The sequence below is a fragment of the Stenotrophomonas sp. PA-6-5C genome, assembly GCF_021605635.1.
In the GTDB taxonomy this organism is placed as follows: Bacteria; Pseudomonadota; Gammaproteobacteria; order Xanthomonadales; family Xanthomonadaceae; genus Stenotrophomonas; species Stenotrophomonas lactitubi.
In genome coordinates this window covers 54,414-80,471 of the sequence record NZ_WKEE01000001.1, presented here as the reverse complement: position 1 = coordinate 80,471, position 26,058 = coordinate 54,414, and the positions used below count along the sequence as shown (strand labels likewise).

Here is a 26,058-nt window from a genome sequence, read left to right as displayed (position 1 = left end):
CTGCAGCTGATGTCGCTGCCGAGGGTCATGTGTTCTACGTCAGGGGGCTGAATGGACAGCATGCGATCAGACGTTGGAGGGTGGCCGCCGCCGCCGGGTTGCTGTTCGCCTTCGCCGCCGCCGCACAGGACGACATCCGATCCTATGACATTCCCGCGCAACCGCTGGAACAGGCGGTCGAGCGCTTCAGTGTCGTCAGCGGGTGGTCGGTGATGTATCCCGGCGATCTCGGTACCGGCCGCAGCAGCCATCCGCTGCAGGCCAGCCTGCCGCCCCTGCAGGCGCTGCAGGTGGTGCTGCAGGACACGGGTGTCGAGGCCGAGCTGATCGGTGCACAACGCGTGGTGCTGCGCCGCGGTGCACACGCGGCCACCGGATCCTCCCTGACCGATGTGGCCGCCGACCCGGGGCAGCGTCGCCGCTTCGGCGACCTGCAGCAACGGCTGCGCACCGCTTTCTGTGGCGACCCTGACCTGGCGCCGGGAACCTATGCGGCGACGCTGCGCTTCCGCATTGCCAACGATGGCCAGGTGCAGGAACCCGAACTGCTTGCCGGCAGTGGCAGCGCACGCCGCGATGCGCGCCTTCTGCAGGCGATGCAGGCCCTGCGGCTGGGCGCCGATGCTGCCGCGCTGCCGCAGCCGGTGACTCTGCAGATCCGTCCTTCCAGCGCGGGCCACGACTGTGGCCGGCGCCCGCCCCAACCATGACGTCAAGGAATCGAACATGAGCAACAGCACGGCTGGGGCGGTGGACCTGATGGACCATCTGCTGGGCGCCTACGACGAACTGAAGCGCCGGCTGGTGCGCAAGCTGGGCTCGGAAGAGCTGGCCGGCGACGCGCTGCAGGACACATGGATGCGCCTGAGCACGCGTCGACACCGCCTGGACCCGGTGCAGAACCCTGCGGCGTATCTGCTGCGCATGGCGATGAACACCGTGATCGACCGCCAGCGCGCCGACCATCGCCTGCTGAGCCTGGAAGAAGTGGATACGTTGATGGACATGGCCGATCCCGGCCCGGGGCCGGCACAGGCCGCCGAGCAGGAAATGGCGCTGGAAGACATGGTCGGCCTGCTGCAGCGGATGCCTGAGCGCCGCCGCCGGATATTGCTGGCGATCCGCGTGGACGGCCTGCAGCAGCGCGATGTGGCCGAGCACCTGGGCGTGTCGCTGCGGCTGGTGCAGCGTGAGCTGAAAGCCGCACAGGATTACCTGGCCGAACGCAGTGGGCAGGGGCGGCAGGTGCGGTTCTGAGGCACGGCATCCGTCTACACTTTGACGCCGAGCAGAACCCCGCAGCGTGCGGGGACGGCAAGAGCCCTCATGGACGCTGACGATCAACCGCACCGCCTGCTCGACGCCGTGGAGCGCCAGGCCCACGCGTGGGTGGTGCGGTTGACCTCGGGCGAGGCCACGGCGGCCGATGGCAGGAAATTCCGCCAATGGTGCGAGGCCGATCCCGGCCATCGGCAGGCCTTTGCCCGCGCGAAGCGGCAATGGGAGCAGGTACGCCTGGCCGGTGAGCAGCTGCCTGCCGCCGCACGCCAGCCGCAGGTGGCAACCCCGGTGCAACGCTGGAGCCGGCGCGCATTCCTTGGTGCGGCCGTGGCGGCACCTGCGAGCCTGGCCGTGGTGGCTGCGCTGCACCCGCCGTTGGGCTTGTGGCCTTCAGTGACGGCGATGACGGCCGATTTCCACACCGGTACCGGCGAGCGGCTGCTGATTGCGCCGACGCCGCATCTGAAGATCGAACTGGATACGCAGAGCAGCCTGCGCCGGCGCAGCGACGCGCAGGGTGAGGGCTTCGAGCTGGTGCAGGGACAGGCGGCGATCGACGCCGCAGCGGGAACACGCCTGGCACTGTTCGCCGGGCCGGGCTGCCTTGTAGCCGACGAGGGCGCAGCACGCCTGGATGTGCGCAACACCGACGGCCAGGTGCGTGTGACCTGCCTGCGTGGCAGCGTTCGCATCGAGCATCCGCAAGGTCGCCTGCAGCTGCAGGCCGGCCAGCAGACGGTGTATGACGAGCGCCTCAGCGGCGTGGTGGCCGAAGCCGTGGCGGCCGAAGTCAGCGCGTGGACCGAAGGCATGTTGGTATTCCGCCGCGCGCCGCTGCGTGAGGTGGTGGCCGAGATCAACCGCTACCGGCGCGGCAAGGTGCTGCTGGGCGAATCGGCACTGGCGCGCGCCCCGGTCAGCGGGCGTTTCCGCATCGATGATCCGGACGCTGCGCTGGAGCAGCTCGGGCAGACGATGTCGCTCGGCCTGCGTCGCTTTCCCGGTGGAATTGCCGTCTTGGGGTAAGACCCTGGCTGCGCGCGACGCGCACGGCCGCTGCATGCATGGAGAGGCCAAGGATGCGCAACGAGACCATCGGTGTGTTGGATCTGCGCCGCAATCTGTCGGCGCTGCTGGAAACCACCCAGCGGCGGCCGCTGATGGTGCACCGCTATGGCGCGCCGTGGGTATGCGTGGTGTCCGATGCGCAGTGGCGACAGCAGGCGGTGCTGCTGGAATTCGAGCCGCAGGACCATCCGTTGGCGATGCTGTTGCGGTTGCAGCGGCAGGCCCTGCCGCTGTCCGAATCGGGGGTGCTGCCTGCAGCTGCACTGGCGCGCGCGCTGCTGTTGATGGCGATGCATGGCATCGAGGGGCTTCCGGCGCTTCACGATCACGTACGCTACCACCGGTTGTGGCACTGGTTCGTGGCCGCCAGCGATGCGCAGATGGAGGGATGGCAGTTGCCGCTGCTGCAGGCGTCGCTGGCGGCACTGTTGGATGACCCGGATGCGATGCACGCGCTGGTCGCATTCGCACAGCGCAGCGACGTTTCCGTGCTGGCCCGACGCTGCGGTGGCGATGCTCCGCGCCTGGACCTGGAAGCCTGCAGGCGGATGACGCTGCGGTGACATTCCCGCGATGCTGCCACGCACTGCTCAACATCGCGTTCGTGCTGTCGCTTCGGTTGCCTTGCTGACGTCTTCTGCAGAGTACGACGCTCCCGCGTCGCGGAGCGCAGGCGACGCCGATGAACGACAGTCGCAGGATCAGCATGCTGGAGCTGGATCGCCACCTGAGCCAGTCGCTGGAGCAGGCACGGCATGCACCAGTGAATGTGCAGCGCTACGGACAGCCGTGGGTGTGGATGCTGTCCAGCGATGCCTGGGCCGACGCCGCAAGGTGGTCAGCGCTGGATGCCAGCGGGCATCCGTTGATGGTGCTGCGGCAGGCGCTGGACGCACGCCTGCAGCCGTGGCCGGAATCGGCATTGGCCACGCTTGCACAGGAGTGCAGGGAGATGCGCATGGTGCAGCGTGCGGTGCTGCTGGTCACGCTGCGCGCGCCTGCGAGCGTGCAACGCCTGCACGACGATCTTCGCTATCACCAGGTGTATCGGCAGTTCATCGGCTTCGACCATGGAATGGCTTGGTCGCCGCTGCAGTGCATGCGCCTGCTGCAGGCGTGCGCCACGCCACTGCTGCGGCGCTGCGTGGACGACACGCTTGCGCGTGTTCCGTCATCGCTGCTGGACGCTGCCTGCGTGACCAATGCATGCCGCGTGGGTGATCGGCTGCAGGAACAACGGATTTCCGCAGGATGTTTATCGTAATGACACATGCGCCGCTGACCATGGGGCAGCGGTCTCTTCCAGGATGATGAGGGCGGAACAATGGCAACGCAGATGGGTGGTCGCAGGGCTCGGCAGCAGGGCTTCAGCCTGATCGAGATCATGGTGGTGGTGGTCATCATCGGCATTCTGGCTGCACTGATCGTGCCCCGGTTGATGGAACGCCCTGATCAGGCCCGCGTGGTGGCTGCACGCCAGGACATCGCCGCGCTGATGCAGGCGATGAAGCTGTATCGGCTGGACAATGGTCGCTACCCCAGTGCCGAGCAGGGGCTGCAGGCGCTGCTGAAGCCACCGCAGGGCAGTGCTGCGATGCCGGTAACGCCCTACCTCGACCGCTTGCCGGATGACCCGTGGGGGCACCCGTACCAGTACCAGAACCCCGGCACGCACGGCGATATCGATGTGTTCTCACTGGGGGCCGACAGCAAGCCCGGCGGCGAGGCCGGCAACGCAGACATCGGCTCCTGGCAGTTGTGAGGCCAGACAATGGGACGCCGGAAAATTCCAGGTGCGTTTGCCCGCCAACAGGGCATGGCGGTGATCGTCGCGATGCTGGTGGTGGCACTGGTGGCGGTGATCGCCACGGCGCTGCTGACCCGTCAGTCGGCGCAGCTGCGTGCGGTACGCAGCGATCAGCTGCGCATGCAGGTGCGTATGACCGTGGATGCCACCCTGGAGCGCGCGGCGCAGCAGTTGCGTGACGACGCGCGCGAGCAGTTGACCACCGTTGGCAGCGGACGCTGGGCGCGGCCGCTGCAGCTTCAGGTGCCACTGCCGGTGCACCTGCAGCTGGTGGACGCGCAGTCGAGGTTCAACCTGCGCACGCTGCTGGCCGACGGCCAACCTGCAGCAGAGGCACTGCGTGCGTTCACCACCCTGTGTGCCGGGCAGGGGCTGCCTCGCGCCGCCTGTGCCAGCGCCGCAACACAGATCCAGTCGCGCCTGCGCGATGGCGAGCGCCAGGCGCGCGCACCGCTGCCGCGCGAGTCGCTGATCGAACAGGTGCTGGCCGGCGCCGATCCGGTGGCGGTACAGGCACTGGCACGGCGCACGGTGGTGCTGCCTGCGCAGACCTTGGTCAACGCCAATACGAGTGATATCGCCGTACTGCAGGCGATTGCACCCGGGGTGGATGCCGGGCGCCTGCAGGCGCTGCTGGTCGAGCGCGACCGTGGCCACTGGCTGCTCAATCGCGGTGACATCGCCAACCGGCTGCAGCTGAGCAACGAACAGATGGCGCTGATGCCGCTGGGTATCCACAGCGAGTGGTTCCTGGCGGTAGGCCAGGTACAGGCAGACGGCGCATCGGTGGATTTCCGCGCATTGATCTGGCGCGAGTACCGCGACGACAGCGTGCGTGTGCAACGGGTATGGACAAGGATCGGTGCATGAGCACGCAACTGAGAATGCGCCTGCCGGCGCTGGATCGATTGGATGGGGACAGCGCGGTCGAATGGGCGCAGCTGCACAAGGACCGTGTGCTGGCAACGGGCAGTGACCTTCTGTCAACGCTGGGCCAGCGCTTTCCGCAGGCGGTGGTGCATGCGAGCCTGGACCCGCAGGACCTGATCCTGCTGGAGCTGCAGCTGCCGCCGCTGTCCGGGCGACGCCTGCAGGCGGCCCTGCAGGGCGAAGTGGAAGCGATGCTGCTGGATGATCTGCAGGAGGTAGCGCTGGGCCATGGTACGCAGGCGGCCGATGGCACGGTGGCGGTGGCGTGGCTTGGCCTGCACGCCATTGCGCGGGTACGACAGCAGTTGCAGGACTGTGGGCTGCAGCTGCAGGCGCTGCATCCGACGCCCTTGCTGCTGCCGTGGTCGGCCGGGCGGGCCACCTTGCAGGTGTGTGGCGAGCATGTACTGGTTCGCTGCGGCCGTGATCGTGGCTTCGTCCAGTGGTGCAGCGGGCGCGACTTGGCCTCGGTGATGCAGATGCTGGCCGTGCGCTTGCAGCAGGCCGGGGTGCAGACGGTGGAGTGGATCGATGCCGTACCGGCTGCCTGGGCCGAGCGCCTGCCAGCCAGCGTGCTGACGCAGACGGTGCAGTCCAGCGGTCCGCTGCCTGGCTGGTCGCTGCCGTTGCCGGCCATGGGTGCAGGTGCGCCGCGGCTGGCCATCGGTCTTGCGTTGGCGGCGGCGGTACTGGCTGCGCTGGGTCTGCAAATTCAGGTGTCGCGCTGGCATGGCGAGGCTGAAGCCTTGCGGCAGGACATGGCGCAAGGCTTCAGCAAGCAGTTCCCCGAGATCCACGAAGTGGTCGATCCGGTGCTGCAGGCGCGGCGTGCCCTGGCAGTGCCGGCAGCGCCACGGGCACTTCCTGCCGTGCAGCAGCAGGTTGCCAGCGTGCTGCAGGCGATCCCTGAGTTGGCTGGCCAGGTTCGCAGCCTGCGCTATCAGCCGGGCCAGCTGGACATGGAACTGGACTCCGACGCGCAGGCGTTGGCCGAGGACGCGCAACGGCTGGAGCGCTGGCAACAGGCGACGCAGGCACAGGGGCTGCAGCTTGCGCGCGAGGCCGGTGGCCGGTTGCGGATAAGCAGCGGGGCTGCGCCGTGACCGCAGCCGAGCCGCGTACAGCGGCCTCCCTGCGTGGATTGCAGCAGCGTTGGCAGCGGCTGGTGGCGCGCGAGCGCGCGATGCTGCTGTTGATGGCTGCGGCGATAGTGGCGGCCGCGCTGTGGCTGGGCTGGCTGCAGCCGCTGCTGAAACAGCGCAGCCATTGGCAGGCTGAACTGCCTCGGCTGCAGGCACAGTCGGCGGCACTTGCACCGCTGCTGCGTGCCCGTGAACAACAGCAGCAGGCGCAGGGCCAGCACCCGACGCTTGCCGGGCTGCGCCAGCAGATCACCGCTGCCGGCCTGGCCGACAGCCTGCATATCGAAACGCGTGACGGGCGCTGGCACCTGCAGGTGCGCAGTGTGCCCGCCGATGCGCTCTGGAACTGGCTGCTGCCCTTGCTGGCCGACCCGGCCATCGAACTGCAGCAACTGCAACTGCAACGCACAGGGGACGCGAACATGCCGGCGGCACGGATTTCCGGAAACATCGTGATGGCCGCCAATGGCGGTGGCCATCCATGAAGTCGATGCACAGCCTGGGCTGCAGCGCGTTAGTGGCACTGGTGGTGGGCTTGGCCCATCTTCCGGCGGCGGTGCAGGCGCAGGACGCCAGTGGCGAACCCGTGCAGTTGAACCTGGTGGACACCGACATCGGTGGGGTGCTGCGCATGGCGGCACGCTTCACCGGCCGCCAGTTCCTGGTCGACCCACGGGTGACCGGCAAGATGACCGTTGTCTCCGATGGGCCGGTCAGCCGTGTGCAGGCTTACCAGCTGCTGCTGGGTGCATTGCGCATGCGCGGCTTTGCCGTGGTCGAAAGTGGAGGCGTCAGCCGGGTGGTGCCACAGGCCGATGCCAAGCTGCTGGGCGGTCGTGTTGGTGTCGGCGGCGCGGGAGGCGAGATAACCACACGCACGTTTGCACTCCGCTACGAGAGCGCAGCGGCGCTGGTGGCGGTGCTGCGGCCGATGATCACCGCGGACAATCCGATCACCGCGAACCCGGGCAACAACACGCTGGTCATCACCGACTACGCCGACAACCTGGAGCGCATCGCGCGGGTCATCGCCAGCGTGGATACGCCGGCCGGCATGGACACCGACGTGGTCAAGCTGCAGCAGGGCATTGCCGTGGACGTGGCGGCGATGGTCGCACCATTGCTGGATGCGCAGGGCGCGGAGCCGGCGCAGAAGGTGGTGGTGATGGCCGACCCGCGCAGCAACAGCGTGCTGCTGCGCTCCAGCAGCCCGGGCCGCACACGCCTGGCGCGGCAGCTGGTGGAGAAGCTGGACAAGGCCCAGGATGAGTCCGGCAACCTGCATGTGGTGTACCTGCGCAATGCCCAGGCCACCCAGCTGGCCGGGGTGCTGCGGGGCGTGGTGGCAGGGCAGAGCGATGCGCCGGCGATGGGCAGCAGCGACGGCATCACCGCATTGCCGGGCGAGACCAGCCGCAGCGCCAGCACGCCGGCGCAACCTGCGCAGGGCAAGAGCAAGGGCAATGCGCTGGAATCGCCGCGGCTTGACCCGGGTCGTCGCGAGCCGATCGATGCCGGCAGCAGCGGTTTCAGCCAGAACGGCATCTCGGTGCAGGCCGACATCGCCACCAACACCTTGCTGATCTCTGCCCCGGAGCCGGTGTACCGCAACCTGCGACGGGTGATCGACCAGCTCGACCAGCGTCGGGCGCAGGTGCTGGTGGAGAGCCTGATCGTGGAGGTCAACCAGACCGATGCCGCTGAACTGGGCGTGCAATGGATGCTGGGGAACGGCCGCACGTTCGGTGGCACCCATTTCGGCGGCACCACTGGCGGTAGTGGCATCAGCACCACTGCGCGCACCACGCTGGATGTACTGCCGAAGGACGGCCTGAACATCGGCGTGATCGACGGCACGATCAACCTGCCGGGCGTCGGCCAGATCCTCAACATGAAGGCGCTGGCCAACGCCCTGCAGAGCAAAGGCGGCGCCAACATCCTCTCCACGCCGAACCTGATGACGCTGGACAACGAGGCGGCCAGCATCATGGTCGGGCAGACCGTGCCCTTCGTCAGTGGCCGCTATGTGACCGACGGTGGCGGTGGCAGCAACAACCCGTTCCAGACCATCGAACGCGAGGACGTGGGCCTTAAGCTGCGGGTGCGCCCGCAGATCTCCGAGGGTGGCACGGTGAAGCTGGACATCTACCAGGAAGTCAGCAGCATCGATGCGCAGAGCTCGGGCAGCGCCGGCATCATCACCAACAAGCGGGCACTGGATACCAGCGTGCTGCTCGATGACGGCCAGATCATGGTGCTGGGCGGCCTGCTGGAAGACAGCGTCAGCCACGGCCGTGATGCCGTGCCGGGGCTGGGGAAGATTCCGGTGCTGGGCGCGCTGTTCCGCAGCGACACGCGCAAGCGGGCCAAGACCAACTTGATGGTGTTCCTGCGCCCGCACGTGGTGCGTGACCCGGCCGCCGGACAGCGCCTGACCCGCGACCGCTACGACTACATGCGCAATGCACAGGCCGCTGCACAGCCGGTACAGAGCTGGGCATTGCCTGCACTGTCGGCACCGCAGCTGCCGCCGCAGGACCTGTCGGTGCTTGGCCAGGGCAATGCGCGTGATGGCCAGGGCCAGCCGTTGCAGAACGGCAGCCTTGCGGCGTTGTATCCGGCCAGCGAGGGCAATTTGCAGGTGGTGCAGTTTGCACAGGGGCTGGATGCGGCGCGTGCCACCCAGGCCGTGGCACAGGTGCGCGCGCTTGGCCTGCAGGCCTATGCCGAGACCACGCCGGGTGAAACGGGACAGCGTCTGCGGGTGCGGGTGGCGCGCGACCCGGCCACGCTCGACCCGGCGCTGCAGCAGCTGCGCGGGTTGGGCTACACCCCGGACCTGGTCATCGGCCCATGAGCATGCCGTTGCCGCTGCTGCCGTATGCCTGGGTGCGCAGCCACGGGGTGATGCTGGCCGAAGCAGGCGGCGCGCCGGTACTGCTGGGCACCGCCGAGACCGCCGCCTGGGCAGTGGCCGAGCTGCGCCGCCGGCACGGGCCAGTACCGTTCCAGGTGCTGGATGCGGCGGTCTGGCAGCAGCGGTTGGGCGAACAGTATCGTGACGGTGGCGATGCCGCTGCGGTGGTCGGCGCGGCCGAAAGTGAAGTCGATCTCGACCGGCTGATGCAGGATATGCCCGAGGTGACCGATCTGCTGGACGCGCAGGATGACGCGCCGGTGATCCGCATGATCAACGCGCTGTTGGCGCAGGCCGCGCGTGATGGCGCCAGCGACCTGCACATCGAACCTTTCGAAACGCATTCGGTGGTGCGCTACCGCGTCGATGGCACCCTGCGTGACATGGTGCAGCCACGGCGTGCGCTGCATGCGGCGCTGGTATCGCGCATCAAGATCATGGCCCACCTGGATATCGCCGAGAAGCGCCTGCCGCAGGATGGGCGCATCGCCATCCGCGTGGGTGGCAGACCGCTGGACATCCGTGTGTCCACGGTGCCGACCGGACATGGTGAGCGCGCGGTGCTGCGCCTGCTGGAAAAGGACGCCGGGCGACTGCAGCTGCAGCGGCTGGGCATGGCCGACGACACCCTGGCCACCTTCACCGGGTTGATCCGCCAGCCGCACGGCATCGTGCTGGTGACCGGACCGACCGGCAGTGGCAAGACCACATCGCTTTACGCCGCATTGGGGCAGCTCGACAGCAGCACCAGCAACATCCTCACCGTGGAGGACCCGGTGGAGTACGACTTCGCCGGCATCGGCCAGATCCAGGTCAACGCGCGCATCGGCATGAGCTTCGGCACGGCATTGCGCGCGATCCTGCGCCAGGATCCGGACACCATCATGATCGGTGAGATCCGTGACCTGGAAACGGCGCAGATCGCGGTGCAGTCGTCGCTGACCGGCCATGGCGTGCTGGCGTCGCTGCATACCAACGATGCGATCTCGGCGGTGACCCGCCTGGCGGACATGGGCGTGGAACCGTTCCTGCTGGCCTCATCGCTGCGCGGTGTGCTGGCGCAGCGGCTGGTGCGAAGGCTGTGCCTGCAGTGTAGGCGTGCCGAACTCGATACCGAGGGGCGCACCGTGTGGCGGGCGGTAGGCTGCTCCGCCTGCGCGAACAGCGGCTACCGCGGGCGCACCGGCATCCATGAGCTGTTCGTGGTGGATGAGCGCGTGCGCGCGTTGATCCATGAAGGGCAGGGCGAACCCGCGCTGCGCGAGGCGGCGCGGCGTGCCGGCATGCGTAGCCTGCGCCAGGACGGGCAGCGCTGGGTCGACAGCGGGGTGACCACGCTGGAGGAGATCCTGCGCGTGACCGGCGACGACTGAGGCGCGCATGGCACTGTTCGACTACCAGGCCGCCAATGCACAGGGGCGCATAGAGAAGGGACAGCTGGACGCCGATACCGCGCGCGGTGTGCGCCAGAAACTGCGTGGGCGTGGGCTGACACCGGTACAGGTATCAGCCGCACGCAATGCCGGCAGTGGCTGGGGCACGCGCAGGCTGTCGGCCAGCGAACTGGCCTGGGCCACGCGGCAACTGGCCAGCCTGCTGGCCGCCAGCCTGCCGCTGGAAAGCGCGCTGAGCGCGGTGATCGAACAGGCCGAACGCCCGCACGTTGCGCAGGCGCTCACCGCAGTGCGTGCCGACGTGCGCGCCGGTCAGCGGCTGACCGTGGCGCTGTCGGCGCGGCCGCGCGATTTTCCTGGGGTCTATCGTGCGCTGGTGGGTGCCGGCGAGGATTCCGGCGATCTGGCGCGGGTAATGGAGCGCTTGGCCGACTACATCGAAGAGCGCAACGCGCTGCAGGCGAAGGTGCTGACGGCATTCATCTACCCGGCGGCAATCAGCCTGGTGTCGGTGGCGATCGTGATCTTCCTGCTCAGCTACGTGGTGCCCCAGGTGGTGACGGCGTTCGTGCAGGCACGGCAGACGCTGCCGATGCTGACCCAGGTGATGCTGGCGGCCAGTGCTTTCGTTCGCGAGTGGGGCGTATGGACGGGGTTGGGCATCGGCGCACTGGTGGTGGGCTGGCGTCTGGCACTGCGGCGCCCGGATCTGCGCCTGCGCTGGGACAGCCTGTTGTTGCGCGTGCCGATGGTGGGCCGTTTCGTGCTGGGCGTGAACAGTGCTCGCTTTGCGTCGACACTGGCGATCCTGCTGGATGCCGGTGTGCCCCTGCTGCGTGCACTGGACGCCGCACGACAGACACTGGGCAACGCGCTGCTGGCGCGCTGTGCCGATGATGTGGCCGCTCGCGTGCGCGAGGGTACTTCGCTTGGTGCTGCGCTGAAGGTGCAGAAAGTATATCCGCCGATCCTGGTGCATCTGGTGGCCAGTGGCGAGAAGACCGGTTCATTGGCACCGTTGCTCGACCGCGCTGCACAGACCATCTCGCGCGAGATTGAACGCCGCGCGATGGCACTCACTGCATTGCTCGAGCCAACGATGATCCTGGTGATGGGGGGCGTGGTGCTGACCATCGTGCTGGCCGTGCTGATGCCGATCATGGAAATGAACCAGCTGGTGCAATGACGTGCATCCACGCATGGCGTGGATCCACCGCCGTCCGGTTTCTCCACACAATCCTCCACACCTTTTTTCGATCTTCCACAGGTTTCTTAAGCGGCCTGTCATCGGCGACGACCAGCATGTCCCTGTCGCCGCAGAGTGGGCTGGGAGGCCCTCGGCGGCAGCAGGCGTGTAGTGACCGTTCCTCCCTTGGTGTTTCACCTTCGCAGTAAACCCTTCAGGAGAAGATCATGAACAAGTACAAGACCCTGGCCGCGCTGGTTGCTACCGCGCTGCTCGCCACTGCCGGTGCCGCGTCGGCGCAGACCGTTACCGGTGGCGGCGCCTCGCTGCCGGCCGAGCTTTACAAGGGCCAGGCCGACAGCATCCTGCCGAGCAACTTCAGCTACGCCGTGACCGGTTCGGGCACCGGCAAGAAGGCCTTCCTGGAAAACAACTCGGCGCTGTTCTCGACCACCGGCACTGTGCATTTCGCCGGCAGCGATTCGGTGCTGAGCGGCACCGAGCTGAGCACCTACAACAGCACCTACAACGTCTCCACCGATGCCAACCGCTACGGCGCGCTGGTGCAGATCCCCTCGGTCGCCACCTCGGTCACCATTCCGTTCAACAAGGCCGGTTCGGCGGTTGACCTGTCGGTTGCCCAGATCTGCGGCATCTTCTCGGGCAAGGTCACCAACTGGAACCAGCTGGCGGGCCTGGGCCGCACTGGTGCCATCCAGGTCGTCTACCGCGGAGAGAGCAGCGGCACCAGCGAACTGCTGACCCGCTTCCTGACCACCGCCTGCCAGCCGGCTGACGTGTCGGGCACCAACCTGAAGTTGACCGGTGGCGTGCCGGCGTTCTCGGTGCAGTCGACCTTCGCCAACCTGTTCACCACCGTGCCGTCGAACTTCATCGCCGCTCCGGCTACCGGTGGCACCTCGCTGTACAACGCGGTGTACGCCGTTGACGGCCGCGTTGGCTACGTTGGCCCGGACGTGATCCCGAGCCTGGTCGACGCCACCAAGGTTGCCAAGGTCAAGGGCTTCTCGCCGGATGAAGTGAGCGTGCAGGCGACCCTGGAAACCGCTGCTCCGCCGACCGGCGCCGCTGCTGAAAATCCCGCCAACTGGGTGCCGGTGTTCGGCAACCCGTCCGCGGGCTATCCGATCGCTGGCTACACCAACTTCGTGTTCGGCCAGTGCTACAAGAACGCCACTGTCGGCGCCAACGTCCGTGGCTTCCTGACCCGCCATTACGGCAGCGTCGTGGTCGCCGGCGTCGAGCAGGGCCCGAACGATGCGGCCATCCGCGCGCACAAGTTCATCCCGCTGACCAAGGCCTGGCGTGATGCGGTCCGTACCCGCTTCGCGACCGCCAGCAATGCCGGCGCCGTGAACAACCCGAGTACCTGCGCCAGCATCGGCCGTCCGCTGTAACTGCGAGATACATCAAAAGTGTTCTCCGGGTGCGCCGGCCGTCAGGTCGGCGCACTGCGGTATGAACAAGGCCTGGCGTGATGCGATCCGCATGCGCTTCGTGGCCGCGAGCAACGCCGCTGCTTTGAACAATCCCAGCACCTGCTCGGGCATCGGCCGTCCGCTGTAACCGCAATTGCTTCGGTAGTTGCAGGAGACGCACAAGGGCGCCGGCAGCAATGCCGGCGCCCTTGTGCGTATGTCCGCTGCATGACAGTGATGCGCCTGTCGCCTTCACGCCGCCGCCACCGTCTATCAGGTGCAGGGCGTGCGTAGCGCAGGCCCCCTTCGTACTCGCCGCCGCCAACGCGGCCCATCAGGTTGACGAGGTCCCCGATGTCGCACCCGCATTCGCCCGCTGCCCGTTTCTCCGCCTCCCTGTGGCGCAGCCACCCGATGGCCTGGGCCGTGGCCGTGGCGCTGGGCACCGTGGTTGCTCCTGCCAGCCAGGCGCAGCAGGCGTTCAGCCCCGGCTGGTTCGCCGACCGCGGCGCCGCCCAGGGCGCGGCAGCGCAGAGTGGCCGCATGCCCAATGGCGTGCCGATCCAGTTCCAGTTGCCTGCACAGCAGCAGGATGCGGCGCGACAGAAACTGCAGCAGTCGATCGACAACCTCGGCACGGCCGCGCAGGCCATCGCATTGCAGCAGCGCATGCAGGAGCAGGCCAGGCAGGCGCGACGCGAGGCGGGCTTCGTGGTGGCCGATGGGCTGGGCAAGGATGGCCTGAAGGTGGACGGGAATCCGCTGACCCGTGGCTGGATCAATGCCCGCGAAGCGATCCAGTCGCAGGGCGCCGACGGACGGGTGCAGGTCAGCATCGAGCAGACCGCTGACCAGGCGATCCTGAACTGGGAAACCTTCAACATCGGTGGCAACACCACCCTCAATTTCCTGCAGAACCCCGACTGGGCGGTGCTGAACCGGGTCAACGACCCCAACGCACGGCCCAGCCAGATCCTGGGCCAGCTGAAGGCCAACGGCACCGTGTTCGTCGCCAACCGCAACGGCGTGGTGTTCGGCAACAACAGCCAGGTCAACGTCCGCAACCTGGCCGCCGCCGCAGCGCGGATCAGCGACGCGCAGTTCCGTGACAACGGCCTGTACAGTGCCGACGCGAACACCTCGGCCCTCACCGATGCGGTGGGCAAGGTCATGGTTGAACGTGGCGCGCGCATCACCACACATGAACCCACCAGCGCAACGCGTGGCGGTGGCTATGTGCTGCTTGCCGGCCACAGCGTGGAAAACGCGGGCCAGATCGAGACGCGCAAGGGCCAGGCCCAGCTGGTGGCCGGCGACAGCTTTGTGATCCGCCGCGGCGTGGGCACGGCGCAGAACACGGCTTCGACCACGCGGGGCAATGAGATCGCGCCGCGCTTCGTCACCGACAGCACGGCCGGCAGCGTTCGCAACAGCGGTCTGATCCAAGCGCGCGAGGGCGATGTCACTCTTGCCGGCCGCACGGTCGAACAGACCGGTGTAGCGGTTGCCACCACGACGTTGAACCAGCGCGGTACCGTGCATCTGCTGAGTTCGTCCTCCGACAGCAAAGGCAGCGTGACTCTGGCCACGGGTTCGACGACGGCGGTGCTGATCGAAGATGATGGCAAGACCACTGCGCTCGACAGCCAGCGCGATGCGCTCATCAAGGAATCCGGCGAGCAGGACAAGCTGCGCGGGGCCAGCAACAGCGGCACCTTCGACAATCTCTCGCGCCTGCAGGATCGCCGCGAGCAATCGCGCATCGAGATCGTTTCCGGCGGCGATGTGAACTTCCAGGCCGGCTCGCTGGCGGTGGCGACCGGTGGTCAGGTGATTTCCGATGCGGGCCGCCGCAGCTATCTGGACGACGGCGCCCGCGTGGACGTGGCCGGTGCGGTCGGCGTGCAGGTGGCGATGGAGAGCAACAACGTCAAGGTGAAGGTGCAGGGCAACGAACTGCGCGATTCGCCTGACAACCGTGACAGCGGCAAGCTGATCAGCAACGAGGTGTGGATCGACCGTCGCCAGTTGACCGAGGTGGCCGCAGGCACCGGTGGCTATGAAGGCACCCGCTGGTATGCCGGTGGCGGCTTGCTGGAAGTGAGTGGTTACCTGGACAACCAGGGGCATTCGATAGGCGAATGGGCTGCACAGGGCGGCACCGTCCAGCTGGCAGGCAAGGAGGTTGTCAGCCACGCTGGTTCGCGCATCAATCTGGCGGGTGGCAGCCTGGATGTGCAGTCTGGCGTGGTCCAGCAGAGCTGGCTGCGTGGCCGCGACGGCCAGCTGTACCGTCTTGATGATGCCCCGGCAGAGATGCTGTACGACGGTCTGTACCGGGGCTTTGAAGTGAAGCAGGAACGCTGGGGCGTCACCGAGTCGTTCCGCAATCCGCTGGTGGCACCCGGGCAACACTATGACAATGGCTATACCGTAGGGCGCGATGCGGGTCGGTTGCTGATCTCGGCACCCACCGCAGTTCTGCAAGGGCAGGTGGAAACGGGTGCATTCCAGGGGCTGCAACAGACACGCCGCCCCGACCAGGGCCAGGATGGATACGCGCAGGCGCAGACGGCTGCAGCCCGCAACGCTCAGCTCTGGCTGGGCCGCTACGACAACACCGGCCGCAATGCGGTGTATGACTCGCACGTACGGATTGGCGAGATCGCCGCCGACGCCCGCCCCTGGTCGCTGCAGGCGCCGGTGGAGGAGTCACAGCGCAGCACGGTGTCGCTGGACAGCAATGTCCTGAGCGCACAGCGCTGGGGCCGCGTCGACATCGCCACGGCGGGACGTGTTGAACTGGATGGCACGCTCAGGCTGCAGGAGGGTGGGCAGCTTGCTCTCACCGGTAGCCGGATCAGCTTCGGCGGCACCGTGCAGATCGCGGGTGGCCAGGTGGAGGCCGGAAACCTGCTTCCGGTGCTCGGTCAACCCACCGCGTTGCTGTCCGCCGGGCGTGGCGCGGTCGATGTTGCCTCTGGTGCAGGGTTTGATCTTGCTGGTGGTTGGAGCAATCCCTTTGCCGTGTCGGATGGGGGCGCCACGCAGGCGTGGATTGACGGTGGACAGCTGCGCATCAATGTCAGCCATGACATCACCGTGGGTGTGGGCGCACGTGTTTCGGTGGATGCGGGTGGCAGCATCGATGCAAAGGGCAAGGGGCGGGTAGGCAAGGGCGGCAGCGTCAGCCTGTTGGCGGCCAGCACCGATGTCGCCACCGATGGCAGTGGCCGGCTGCGTATCAGCGATGGCGTCCGCTTCAGTGCGCTCGGCAGCGGCAGCGGCGCCTTCAACCTTGCGACCGGGGGCGAGGTCGTCATTGGCGGTGCGGCGTCGGCGTCGGAAGCGCTGCGGTTGCAGGCGCCGCTGTTCAGCAGCGGCTTTTCCCGCTACGACATCGGTGGCCACAACGGGCTGACCGTTGAAGACGGCGTGCAGTTGAATGTGGAACAACCGGTCCTGCGCCTGGCCGAGGGTGCGCAGAGTGCCTCGAGCCGTGAGCAGGGTCTGCAGGCATGGTCACCCTTGTTGTACATGGTGGATCCTGCCAGCGGTCGCGTCAGCCAGCGCGCGGGTGCGAGCCTGACGCTGCGCGCCGGGCATCTGCTGTCGACCGGTGACCTGCGCATCGGCAGCAATGCCGTGCTCAACGTCGACCCAGGGCAGTTGATGGAATTGTTCAGTTCCGGCGACATCAATGTGGCGGGCACGCTGAAGGCGGCGGGCGGTCGCATCCGTCTGGATGAAGCCTTCGATCCATCGACGGTGCGCGCCGACGGACGCCGCGAACGCCGCTGGACGATCGCCGACGGGGCGCTGCTGGATGTGAGTGGCGATGCAGTTTCCTCCGCCGATGCGCGCGGGCAGCTGCGTGGGCAGGTACGCAAGGGCGGGACGATCGAGATCGGCGGTGCACTGGACTGGGAGGACCAGGACAACCTGCGCCACCTGCCGCCCGATACCTTGGTGGTCGTCGAGCGTGGCGCGCGGCTGGGTGCTTCCGGCGCCTCGGCGTTGCTTGATATCGACGGCAGCGGGCGCACGCAGGTGGACAGCGACGGCGGCAGCATCGTGCTGCGCGCGGCCAATGCGCTGTATCTGCAGGGTGTGCTTGACGCATCGGCAGGCGGTGACAGCGCCCGGGGCGGCACCCTGGGTGTGGCGTTCGGTGGTGGCACCTATGGTGGAAGCGCCGGGAACAAGGAGGTGCTGGCACCGCGTGTTATCTCGCTCACCCAGGACACGCCAGCGGACCAGCGCCTGCCCGACCGCCTGGAGTATGGCCATGCCGCGTTGTCGGTCCAGCAGATCGAGGCCGGCGGCTTCGATCATCTCTCGCTGTTCGGGGATCTCCGGGCGCAGGGCGATGTCAATCTTCGCATGGACCAGAGCCTGCGTATCCATGGCTTGAATGAGCGCGCCCTGGGGTTTGCAGAGGGCAACAATGAGGGCAGTCGCCTGCAGCTGAGTGCGCCCTACGTCCGCCTTGCGCAGGGGCGTTGGTGGCAGCCGGCCGGCGAAGGCACGCTGCGCCCGTTGGAGGCATCGTTCGACGTGGGCAAGCAACATCGTTTCGATGTCACGGCCGACCTGATCGACCTGCGCGATGTCACGTGGCTGGCCGGCTTCGATCACATCGACCTGCGCAGCAGCGGCGACATCCGAATGCTGGCCCCGGTCGCCAGCAGTTCGCGGGAATCCACGCTGGCAAGCCCGGGGTCGATCGATATCAGCGCTGCGCGCCTTTATCCGGCAGCCCAGGCCAAGGGTCGCATCGTAGCCGGCGTTCCGGCCATCGGCCCTTCGGGATTGCCGTTCTGGGAAAATCCAGAGGCCGTACTGCGCATCCATGGTGTTGCGGGCGGTGCGCGACCGGCACCGGATTCTGCGTTCGGCAGCCTGGAACTGGTGGCGGCGACGGTGGTGCAGGGCGGCAATGTGCAGGCGCCGTGGGGCCGTGTGCAGCTGGGCGGCCAGGAGTTCAACTCGGATCGCGCCAGCCGTGTCGATCTGCTTGCCGGCAGCGTGACCTCCATTAGTGGCGCCGGCCTGACGCTGCCATTCGGCGGCACGGTGGACGGTGTGACTTGGCGAAAGGCCGGTGCCGAATTCAATGTGCTTGACCCCGGATCGGTCAATATCCCGATTGGTGTGAACATCGTGGCCAATGCGTTCAACGGCGCCACAGGCAGCGTCGTGGATGTTTCCGGCGGAGGTGAGTTGTCCGGCGCTGCCTTCGTGGCCGGGCGCGGCGGCTCGGTCGATATCCTGCGACACACGCTGGCGGATGCGAATCCGCGCTATGGCTTCAGTCACGCTGGCAATGCGGTCTACGCCATCGTGCCGGGGCGATCGGACGTGCAGGCTCCGTTGGCGACAGCAGACGGCAGCGCCAACCCGCGTGTGGGTCAACAGATCACCATACCCGCAGGCGTACCGGGGCTGCCGGCCGGCACCTACACGCTGCTGCCAGCCAGCTACGCCCTGCAGCCCGGCGCGTTCCGCGTCGAGATCGGTGCGGAGAACGCGATCGGCAGTGGCCAGCCGGTGTCGACCGGTACCGGTTCCTGGCGGCTCAGCGGGCATCAGGGCCAGGGCTTCGGTGGTTCGGTCTCGCCGCTGCTCACCGATCTGCTGCTGACGCCTGCGGAGACCGTACGGCGCCATGCCAGTTACAACGAAACATCCTACGGCACATTCGTGCAGGGCGTGGCTGAACGTCGCGGTGAAGCACTGCGCTGGCGACCCGTAGATGCCGGCAACCTCAGCCTGATGCTCGGCGATGGCGCGGGTCGCATGGGCACGCCGGCCGTCACCTTTGCTGGACTGTCGCGCTTCAATCCAGGCAGCGCGCAGGGGCGCGGCGGCATTCTCTCGGTCAACCTCGTTGCGTCGAACGGTGCATCGCTGGAGATTGTCAAAGAAGGCAGCAGCACCAGCACTGAGGGCGGCGCGACCGTCTTCGACGCGGCGCTCAATGCAATGCGGCCGGAGATCATGCTGATCGGCGGGACGTTCCGCCGTGACGCGACCACCAACACGGTGGAAGGCAGCGCAACGCAGCTGGCCGTGCGCAGCGGCGTCAATCTGGTGGCGCAGGAAGTGCTGCTCGCGGCCGCCTTCGGAGGCAAGGGCATCCTGCTGGAGCAGGGCGCCTCGATCGACACCCTGTCCCTGGCCGATCCCTCGCGTGTGGACCAGGCCACGGCGCCCTATCTGGTCTCGGGTGGGCTGCTGGCAGTATCCAATCAGCGCTTGACGGCGCTCAGTGCGCAGGGTGGGGCAGCGGCAGGGGCGGTGGCGATCGATATCGGTGGCTGCGTGGCGGGCTGCAGCGGGCAGACCCGTTTGCTGTCTGCTGGCAGCATCAATGTGGTCACCGACGGCGCCTTGAACATCGGTGATGCGGTGAGCTATGGCACCCGTCAGCTGGGCCTGGGCATGTCTGCGCTCAACCTGGGCAGTGCCGAGGCCATTGCAGCGGCAGCGGCGGCCGGCGGCCTGCCGGCCGGCATGACCATGAACCAGGATGTCCTGCAGCGGCTGCTGCGCGGCAATACTGCGTCTGGCGCGCCTGCGCTGGAAGCACTGAGCCTGACCGCGCGTGATGCGATCAACGTGTTCGGCAGCGTCGACCTGGACACCCGTGACAGCGCGACCGGGCGCAGCAGCCTGCGCAGCCTGGTGCTGGGTGCACCGGCCATCCACGGCTACGGTGCCGCCACCGACCGCGCACGCATCTTTGCCGATACGCTGGTCTGGGACGGTACGCTGGCGGGCACGACGTTGCCGGGCGGCGAACAGGCACAGCCGGGCGGGGAGGCGATGGTCGGTCGTCTCGGCAGTGGCCAGCTGGAGATCAACACGCGCACGCTGCAGTTGGGGCGAGCGCCGTTTACCCGGCCCAATTCGTCGGTGGCCGCCGATCGCCAGATCCTCGGCTTTGCCGGGGTCACGCTGGCAGCGTCCGAGCGGATGCTGTTCTCGGGCAAAGGCAGTCTCGATGTTTTCCAGCAGCAAGGCGACTACGTGGCTGGCAGCGGCTGGCAGCTGACGGGAGGCGCGCTGGATATCGTCACGCCGCTGCTGACAGGCGATGCGGGCGCGCAACTGGCGATACGCAGTGGCGGCAACGTGCAGCTGCGCGGCGCAGGCGCCACCACAGGCAATGACGCGCTGGGGGCGGAACTGTCGATCAAGGCCGATCGCATCGCGATCGACAGCCGGGTGGCGCTGGCCTCCGGCCGGTTCGATGCGAATGCACGCGAGGGAATTTCGCTGGGCGGCAGCGCCGTGCTGGACCTGGCCGGCCGCAGGGTCAGCCTGTATGACGTGGACAAATACAGCTGGGGTGGCGATGTCACGTTGTCATCCAGCGAGGGCGATATCAGCGCCGATGCGGCTTCGCGCATCGACGTATCGGCTCGAAACAACCGTGGCGGTCGCTTGACGGTGCAGGCACTGGGCAAGCAGGGGGGCAGCGTGGCGCTGGCCGGAACACTGCTGGGCAGTGCCAGCGGGCGCTACGATGCCGGCGGTACCGAGGTGCCCTACGACGGCGCTGAACTGGTATTGCGTGCTCGTCAGCTGCAGGACTTTACCGGGCTCAACACACGGCTGACGAGCGGTGGCATTACGGGTGGCCGTGCCTTCCAGTTGAGCGAAGGTGACCTGGTGATCGGTAATGAAGTGAAGGCTCGCCACGTCGATATCAGCCTTGATGGTGGCAGCCTGCAGGTCAACGGCCGCATCGATGCCAGCGGCGAACAGGTCGGCAGCATCCGCCTGTCGGCACGCGATGTGCTGCGCGTGGACGACACGCTGGATGCTCATGGCAGCGGCCTGCGCGTGGACAGCTACGGCAAGATCATCGACAGCCCGAACCGGGCCACGATCGAGCTGACGTCGGCCAGTGGAGGCCTGCAGCTGGGCGGTGCGTCGGCGCTGGATCTGCGTGCCGGCACCTCGGTGCCGGCCGGTACCGCTGCGGGGCAGAACGATGGACGTGCACGCGGCAGCGTCAAGCTCAATGTGCCGCGCGTGGGCACCGATGATGCGGCCATCGAGGTGGCCAACGGCGTCCGCATCGTCGGTGCCGGCGATATCCAGGTCAACGCAGTGCGCATCTATGACTCGGCACCGCTGGCCAGCGCGCCGGACGTACATGGCCATCGCCCGCAGGTGATCAACCAGCGCTGGCTGGATACGGTGGTGGACCCGGACAACAGCGTCTGGATGAACGGCGCGCTGGCCAACACCGGCCTGCAGCAGCGCACTGCGGCCTTGGGCAGCTACCGCCTGCGCCCGGGTGTGCAGATCGTGGCGCGGACCAGCAGTGACAACCCGCGTGGCGATCTGGTCGTGGCCGGCGATATCGATCTGTCCGGCTACCGCTACGGACCGCAGTCGAACCGGCTCGATCCTGCGCGCCGCGGCTTCGGTGAATCCGCCGCGCTGGTGCTGCGTGCCGAGGGCGATATCAATGTCTACGGCAGCATCAATGACGGCTTTGCGCCGCCGCCGGCCAATCCCGATGAGGACGGCTGGGTGCTGCTGGAGGGGCGCAGTGGCGGTACGCCCAACACCGCGTTCGGCGGCGACCTGATCGTGCCCGGCGAGGGTGTCCAGCTGCAGCGCGGCACCGAGTTCCGCGCCGGCGCCACGCTGAACTATGCATTGCCATTTGAGGGCGTGACCTTGCCGGCGGGAACCGTGCTGCCGGTGGAAATGGTGTTGTCCGGGCCGCTGCTGCTGCCGGCCGGTACTGTGCTGGGCGCGGCAGTAACGACAGGCAGCGGGCAGGTGATGGCGGCCGGTACCGTGCTGGCACAGGCGCTGGCATTGCAGTCCGGTTCCCGCCTGGGTGCCGGCTTCCGTCTGCGCACGCTAGCGCCGGTGGCCGCACAGGTGTGGCCGGCCGGTGTCGCCCTGCCCATGGCAATGAAGCTCTCCGGCGCACTGGATCTGCATGCCGGTGCGATCATTCCCTCGATGACCAAGGTGGAGCTTGCCGGCGACGCGCCGGTAAAGCTGCGGACCGCGGATGCCAGCGGTCGGCAGGGACGCAACTGGGCGCTGGCGGCTATGCTGCCTGAAGGCACGACGTCCTGGGATCTGACTGCGGTGGCGGGTGCGGATACCACCGCCGCCGACCCGCGCACCCGCCGCTGGGGCAGCGAGGGCAGCATCGTGCTGGCGGACAGCCACTACAGCACCATCGGCACGGTGACCACGACGACGGAATGGAAGGGTGATCGCGTGATCACCCTGGACGGCTCGCTGAGCCTGTGGGGCGATGAATCGTGGGTCGGGAAGCCCGTGGCCGATCTGGCCCGAGAGCTCGGTTTGACCGAGAACGAAGTCTGTGACTCCGGACCCAACTGCGGCCCCGCCCCGCGCCTGGTCGACAAGGAAGGCTCGTTGGCATGGTGGGGCGATGAATCCTGGGTCGGCCGCCCGGCTACGGAACTGGGTGTCGAGATGGGCATGTCGGAGGAAGAGATCTGTGCGGCGATGGGCTACTGCTATGGTGGCGGCACGCTGACTGAAGTCACTACCTATGGCAAGCGCTTGGGCGCGCCGGCCTGGAGCGTGCTGCGAACGGGCAAGGGTGACTTGACGCTGCTGGCCGCCCAGGACGTGCGCATGAAGTCCGGCTTCGGTGTGTATACCGCAGGTGCGCCGACGTCGTTGGGCGATGGCTACGACGCGCAGTTCAACCCGGCGCGTGCGGCTGCGCCCTGGCAGACCTCGCTGCTGGGCAAAAATCAAGTCTCGGGCAGCTATGATGCGGCGCTGATCAACTACCGTGCCTGGTATCCCGATCATGGTGGCGATGTCAGGGTCGACGCGGGGCGAGACATCATTGGCGATGTCTGGACTGCCCGGTCCGAATCGGGCACGGCGCAGCGCGACCAAGCGGGGCATTCAAGTGCTGCGGTGGGAAACTGGTTGTGGCGGCAGGGTTCGGGCACGACGGAGGGTGTCCAGACCACAGCAACCAGCTGGTGGATCAACTTCGGCACCTACAGCACCGTCGGCGCCGAGCAGGACGCGACGCCCCGCATGGTCGGCTTCACCGGCTTCGGCACATTGGGAGGGGGCAATCTGTCCCTGGAAGCAGGCCGCCACTCGGGGGTGATCGCTTCGATGGGCAATGCCCTGGGGTTGTTGACTGCGCCCCATTCCAGCGCCATTGTCGCTGCGGTCGGGTCGACCGGACGCGTCAGCAACGGTGAACTGCATCTGACGGGGGGCGGAGACCTGACGCTGCGAAGCGGCGGTGCGCTCAACCCAGGCCTGCGTGCGAGCGCGCAGCAGCCCGAAGGTTTCCTGCAGGATCTGGATCTCAATGGCGCCGTGACCAATCTGCGGGGCAGTACACTGCTGCAGGCGGCGCGTATCGGTGGTCTCAGCGCGATACAAAGCAGCTACGGAACGTTGGGCCTGAAGAATCCGTTCGTGGCCGACGCACCCGTGGCGATGGCGGGGCCGGTGCTCATCCTGGGTGATTCCACCGCCCGCCTGCAGGCCCGTGGCGACATTGTTCTTGGTGGCGCCGCAGATGCGGGGCGTGTACCGACGTCCAACTACAACGACGTGGTTCTGAGTGATGGCCAGCATGCAGCTGGCACTACGTGGTTCTCGCTCTGGACCCGAGGCACTGCACTGGACCTGTTCTCGGCAGGCGGAAATCTCGCACCAAGCCTGGCCGGGAGTCTGCATGCAACCGGTAGCAACATGTTCGCTGAAGGCGTCGCGCTGCAGGATCGATCCGTTCCCCCCAACATCAATTACTGGCTGTATCCGTCCAGGTTCAGCGCAGTGGCAGCGAGTGGTGACATCATCAGTGCCTCGCTTCGAGGCCTCGGACCGGGCGCGAACACAGGCGATGTGATGCTGCTCGCGCCTTCGGCCAGCGGCCAGCTCGAGGTTCTGGCCGGGGGCTCGATCTTTGCCGCGATCGATGCCACGGGCATTGCACGTTCCGGTAGCGATGCCCGCCTCCCTGGTCCCTTTGATCCTGCTTTCATGGCCCAGCGGAGCGTCAGCCGAATCCGGGTCAGCCACAATCTCTCCGACGATGGGGTGCAGGGGACCGATCCGGCGGCGATCCTGCCATTGTTCGCGTTCGGCCCCAGTACCCCGACCACCGGTGCGCTGACGTCCCGCCCCACTTCGCCAAGTCGCTTCTATGCCGTGGCCGGTGACATCATCGGGTTGGGCAGTGGTGGCCGCCGACAGCTGATGCAGAACACCGGTACCGCGAACCGGACGCTGTTTGATTGGTATGAAGCGGGATCGGCGGTACAACTGCGCGCCGGTCGCGATGTGATCAACGCGAATGTCACCGCGCTCAACACCAGCGGTACCGATATCAGCGGTATCGACGCTGGGCGGGACATCATCCGCAGCAACCTGACGGTAGCCGGCCCCGGCAATGTCGAGGTGAATGCCGGCCGCCAAGTGCGCCAGGAAGAGGCCGGAAGCATCGTCAGTCTGGGAGGCGTCGTGCAGGGTGATACCCGCCCAGGTGCGAGCATTGCGGTGACGGCTGGCAATCAAGGCATCGACTTCGATGCAATGCGCGCGCGTTACCTCGACCCGGCCAACCTGGCCGATCCGGCGCAGTCGCTGGCGGCGCAGCCTGGCAAGGCGGTGAAGATCTACGACAAGGAACTGAAGCAGTGGCTGCAGCAGCGCTTCGGCACCGCTGCCGAAGGCACGGATGCGCTGGCTGCGTTCGATGCGCTGCCGAAGGAGCAGCAGCGCATCTTCCTGCGCCAGGTCTACTACGCTGAGCTGCGCGAAGGTGGTCGTGAATACACGAATGCAGAAGGGCCGCGTTTCGGTTCCTATCTGCGCGGGCGCGAAGCGATCGCCACGCTGATGCCGGACAAGGATGCCAATGGCGCAACGATCAACCGTACTGGCGATATCGTGATGTACGGCGGTTCCGGAGTGCGCACCGAAGCGGGCGGCAACATCGAGCTGATGGCGCCAGGCGGGCAGATCGTGGTGGGCGTGCAGGGCGTGGTGCCTCCGGCCAGCGCGGGCCTGGTCACCCAGGGCCAGGGCGACATCCGTCTGTTCAGCCAGGACAGCGTGCTGCTGGGCCTGTCGCGGGTGATGACCACCTTTGGTGGTGACATCCTGGCGTGGTCCGAGCAGGGCGACATCAATGCCGGCCGCGGTTCGCAGACCACGCTGCTGTACACCCCGCCGCGCCGGGTCTATGACACCTGGGGCAATGTGATCCTGTCGCCGCAGGCACCGGCCAGCGGCGCAGGCATCGCAACGTTGAACCCGATCGCCGAAGTGGCGCCGGGCGATGTCGACCTGATCGCGCCGCTGGGCACCATCGACGCGGGCGAGGCAGGTATCCGCGTGTCGGGCAACATCAACCTGGCGGCACTGCAGGTGCTCAACGCCGCAAACATCCAGGTGCAGGGCGACAGCAAGGGCCTGCCGGTACTGGCCTCGGTGAACGTCAACGCGCTGGCGTCGGCAAGCGCTGCGGCCAACAGCGCCAGCCAGGCCGCACAGGACGTGATGCGCAAGAGCCAGGACGATGCGCGGCGCAACCAGCCGTCGGTGATCAGCGTGCAGATTCTCGGCTTCGGCAGTGCCAGCAGCAGCATCGACCCGCCAGCACGCGGAAACACGGCCGCCGCCACGGGCTACGACGTCAACAGCGCCTTCCAGTTCCCGCAGGCGCGTGCAGAAGCAGGCAAGCAGCCGACCCAGTAGACCCACGCCACGCGCGGATGGAAGAACGGTGCGGACCAAGGTCCGCACCCACCACGCGCAGAACAGAGGATCGGGCCAGCTGCCAGGGAGCGGTGGCGGCCCCAGCCAGGACGGCACCGAGGGCAGGGAGCGGCCATCAGC

General features: G+C 67.3%; 14 protein-coding genes. All 14 read left to right on the top strand.

Features of this window, described 5'->3' with window-relative positions:
- The first annotated feature begins 29 nt into the window (after nt 1-29).
- Nucleotides 30-710, top strand: a complete 681-nt coding sequence (locus GIW57_RS00335; protein ID WP_329605733.1) for a TonB-dependent receptor — start codon at nt 30-32, stop codon at nt 708-710.
- A 16-nt stretch (nt 711-726) separates the two neighbouring features.
- Nucleotides 727-1,257 carry a sigma-70 family RNA polymerase sigma factor gene (locus GIW57_RS00330; protein WP_089237960.1) on the top strand — a complete coding sequence of 177 codons (531 nt, stop codon included), beginning with the start codon at nt 727-729 and terminating at the stop codon, nt 1,255-1,257.
- A 69-nt stretch (nt 1,258-1,326) separates the two neighbouring features.
- Nucleotides 1,327-2,307, top strand: a complete 981-nt coding sequence (locus GIW57_RS00325; RefSeq protein ID WP_236508809.1) for a DUF4880 domain-containing protein — start codon at nt 1,327-1,329, stop codon at nt 2,305-2,307.
- 53 nt (nt 2,308-2,360) lie between these two features.
- Complete coding sequence (locus GIW57_RS00320) at nt 2,361-2,912, top strand: hypothetical protein (RefSeq protein ID WP_236508808.1); 552 nt, start codon at nt 2,361-2,363, stop codon at nt 2,910-2,912.
- A 119-nt stretch (nt 2,913-3,031) separates the two neighbouring features.
- Nucleotides 3,032-3,613, top strand: a complete 582-nt coding sequence (locus tag GIW57_RS00315) for a hypothetical protein (RefSeq protein ID WP_236508807.1) — start codon at nt 3,032-3,034, stop codon at nt 3,611-3,613.
- Between the two features lie 60 nt (nt 3,614-3,673).
- Complete coding sequence (gene gspG, locus GIW57_RS00310; RefSeq protein ID WP_236508806.1) at nt 3,674-4,111, top strand: type II secretion system major pseudopilin GspG; 438 nt, start codon at nt 3,674-3,676, stop codon at nt 4,109-4,111.
- 54 nt (nt 4,112-4,165) lie between these two features.
- A complete protein-coding gene (gene gspK / locus GIW57_RS00305) occupies nt 4,166-5,026 on the top strand; it encodes a type II secretion system minor pseudopilin GspK (protein WP_236508805.1) in 861 nt (286 codons plus the stop codon).
- A complete protein-coding gene (gene gspL / locus GIW57_RS00300; protein WP_236508804.1) occupies nt 5,023-6,189 on the top strand; it encodes a type II secretion system protein GspL in 1,167 nt (388 codons plus the stop codon). Before gspK ends, gspL begins: the two co-directional genes overlap by 4 nt.
- Nucleotides 6,186-6,713, top strand: coding sequence for a type II secretion system protein GspM (gene gspM / locus GIW57_RS00295; protein WP_236508803.1), 528 nt, complete (start codon nt 6,186-6,188; stop codon nt 6,711-6,713). The genes gspL and gspM overlap by 4 nt, the downstream gene beginning before the upstream one ends.
- A complete protein-coding gene (gene gspD / locus GIW57_RS00290) occupies nt 6,710-9,085 on the top strand; it encodes a type II secretion system secretin GspD (protein WP_236508802.1) in 2,376 nt (791 codons plus the stop codon). Before gspM ends, gspD begins: the two co-directional genes overlap by 4 nt.
- Nucleotides 9,082-10,518: a type II secretion system ATPase GspE gene (gene gspE, locus GIW57_RS00285; protein ID WP_236508801.1), complete on the top strand. Its 1,437-nt coding sequence runs from the start codon at nt 9,082-9,084 to the stop codon at nt 10,516-10,518. The genes gspD and gspE overlap by 4 nt, the downstream gene beginning before the upstream one ends.
- Nucleotides 10,519-10,525: 7 nt before the next feature.
- The gene (gene gspF, locus GIW57_RS00280) at nt 10,526-11,725 is read left to right on the top strand and encodes a type II secretion system inner membrane protein GspF (protein ID WP_236508800.1); all 1,200 of its coding nucleotides are present in this window, start codon (nt 10,526-10,528) and stop codon (nt 11,723-11,725) included.
- A 227-nt stretch (nt 11,726-11,952) separates the two neighbouring features.
- Nucleotides 11,953-13,143, top strand: a complete 1,191-nt coding sequence (locus GIW57_RS00275) for a substrate-binding domain-containing protein (RefSeq protein ID WP_236508799.1) — start codon at nt 11,953-11,955, stop codon at nt 13,141-13,143.
- A gap of 375 nt (nt 13,144-13,518) precedes the next feature.
- On the top strand, nt 13,519-25,917 hold the full coding sequence (locus tag GIW57_RS00270; protein WP_236508798.1) for a filamentous haemagglutinin family protein: 12,399 nt from the start codon (nt 13,519-13,521) through the stop codon (nt 25,915-25,917).
- Nucleotides 25,918-26,058: the final 141 nt, after the last annotated feature.

What these genes read in the sequence shown, in the direction of transcription:
- GIW57_RS00330 (WP_089237960.1), top strand. Translation starts at nt 727, where the DNA reads ATGAGCAACAGCACGGCTGGGGCGGTGGACCTGATGGACCATCTGCTG.
- GIW57_RS00325 (WP_236508809.1), top strand. Translation starts at nt 1,327, where the DNA reads ATGGACGCTGACGATCAACCGCACCGCCTGCTCGACGCCGTGGAGCGC.
- GIW57_RS00320 (WP_236508808.1), top strand. Translation starts at nt 2,361, where the DNA reads ATGCGCAACGAGACCATCGGTGTGTTGGATCTGCGCCGCAATCTGTCG.
- GIW57_RS00315 (WP_236508807.1), top strand. Translation starts at nt 3,032, where the DNA reads ATGAACGACAGTCGCAGGATCAGCATGCTGGAGCTGGATCGCCACCTG.
- gspG (WP_236508806.1), top strand. Translation starts at nt 3,674, where the DNA reads ATGGCAACGCAGATGGGTGGTCGCAGGGCTCGGCAGCAGGGCTTCAGC.
- gspK (WP_236508805.1), top strand. Translation starts at nt 4,166, where the DNA reads ATGGCGGTGATCGTCGCGATGCTGGTGGTGGCACTGGTGGCGGTGATC.
- gspL (WP_236508804.1), top strand. Translation starts at nt 5,023, where the DNA reads ATGAGCACGCAACTGAGAATGCGCCTGCCGGCGCTGGATCGATTGGAT.
- gspD (WP_236508802.1), top strand. Translation starts at nt 6,710, where the DNA reads ATGAAGTCGATGCACAGCCTGGGCTGCAGCGCGTTAGTGGCACTGGTG.
- gspE (WP_236508801.1), top strand. Translation starts at nt 9,082, where the DNA reads ATGAGCATGCCGTTGCCGCTGCTGCCGTATGCCTGGGTGCGCAGCCAC.
- gspF (WP_236508800.1), top strand. Translation starts at nt 10,526, where the DNA reads ATGGCACTGTTCGACTACCAGGCCGCCAATGCACAGGGGCGCATAGAG.
- GIW57_RS00275 (WP_236508799.1), top strand. Translation starts at nt 11,953, where the DNA reads ATGAACAAGTACAAGACCCTGGCCGCGCTGGTTGCTACCGCGCTGCTC.
- GIW57_RS00270 (WP_236508798.1), top strand. Translation starts at nt 13,519, where the DNA reads ATGTCGCACCCGCATTCGCCCGCTGCCCGTTTCTCCGCCTCCCTGTGG.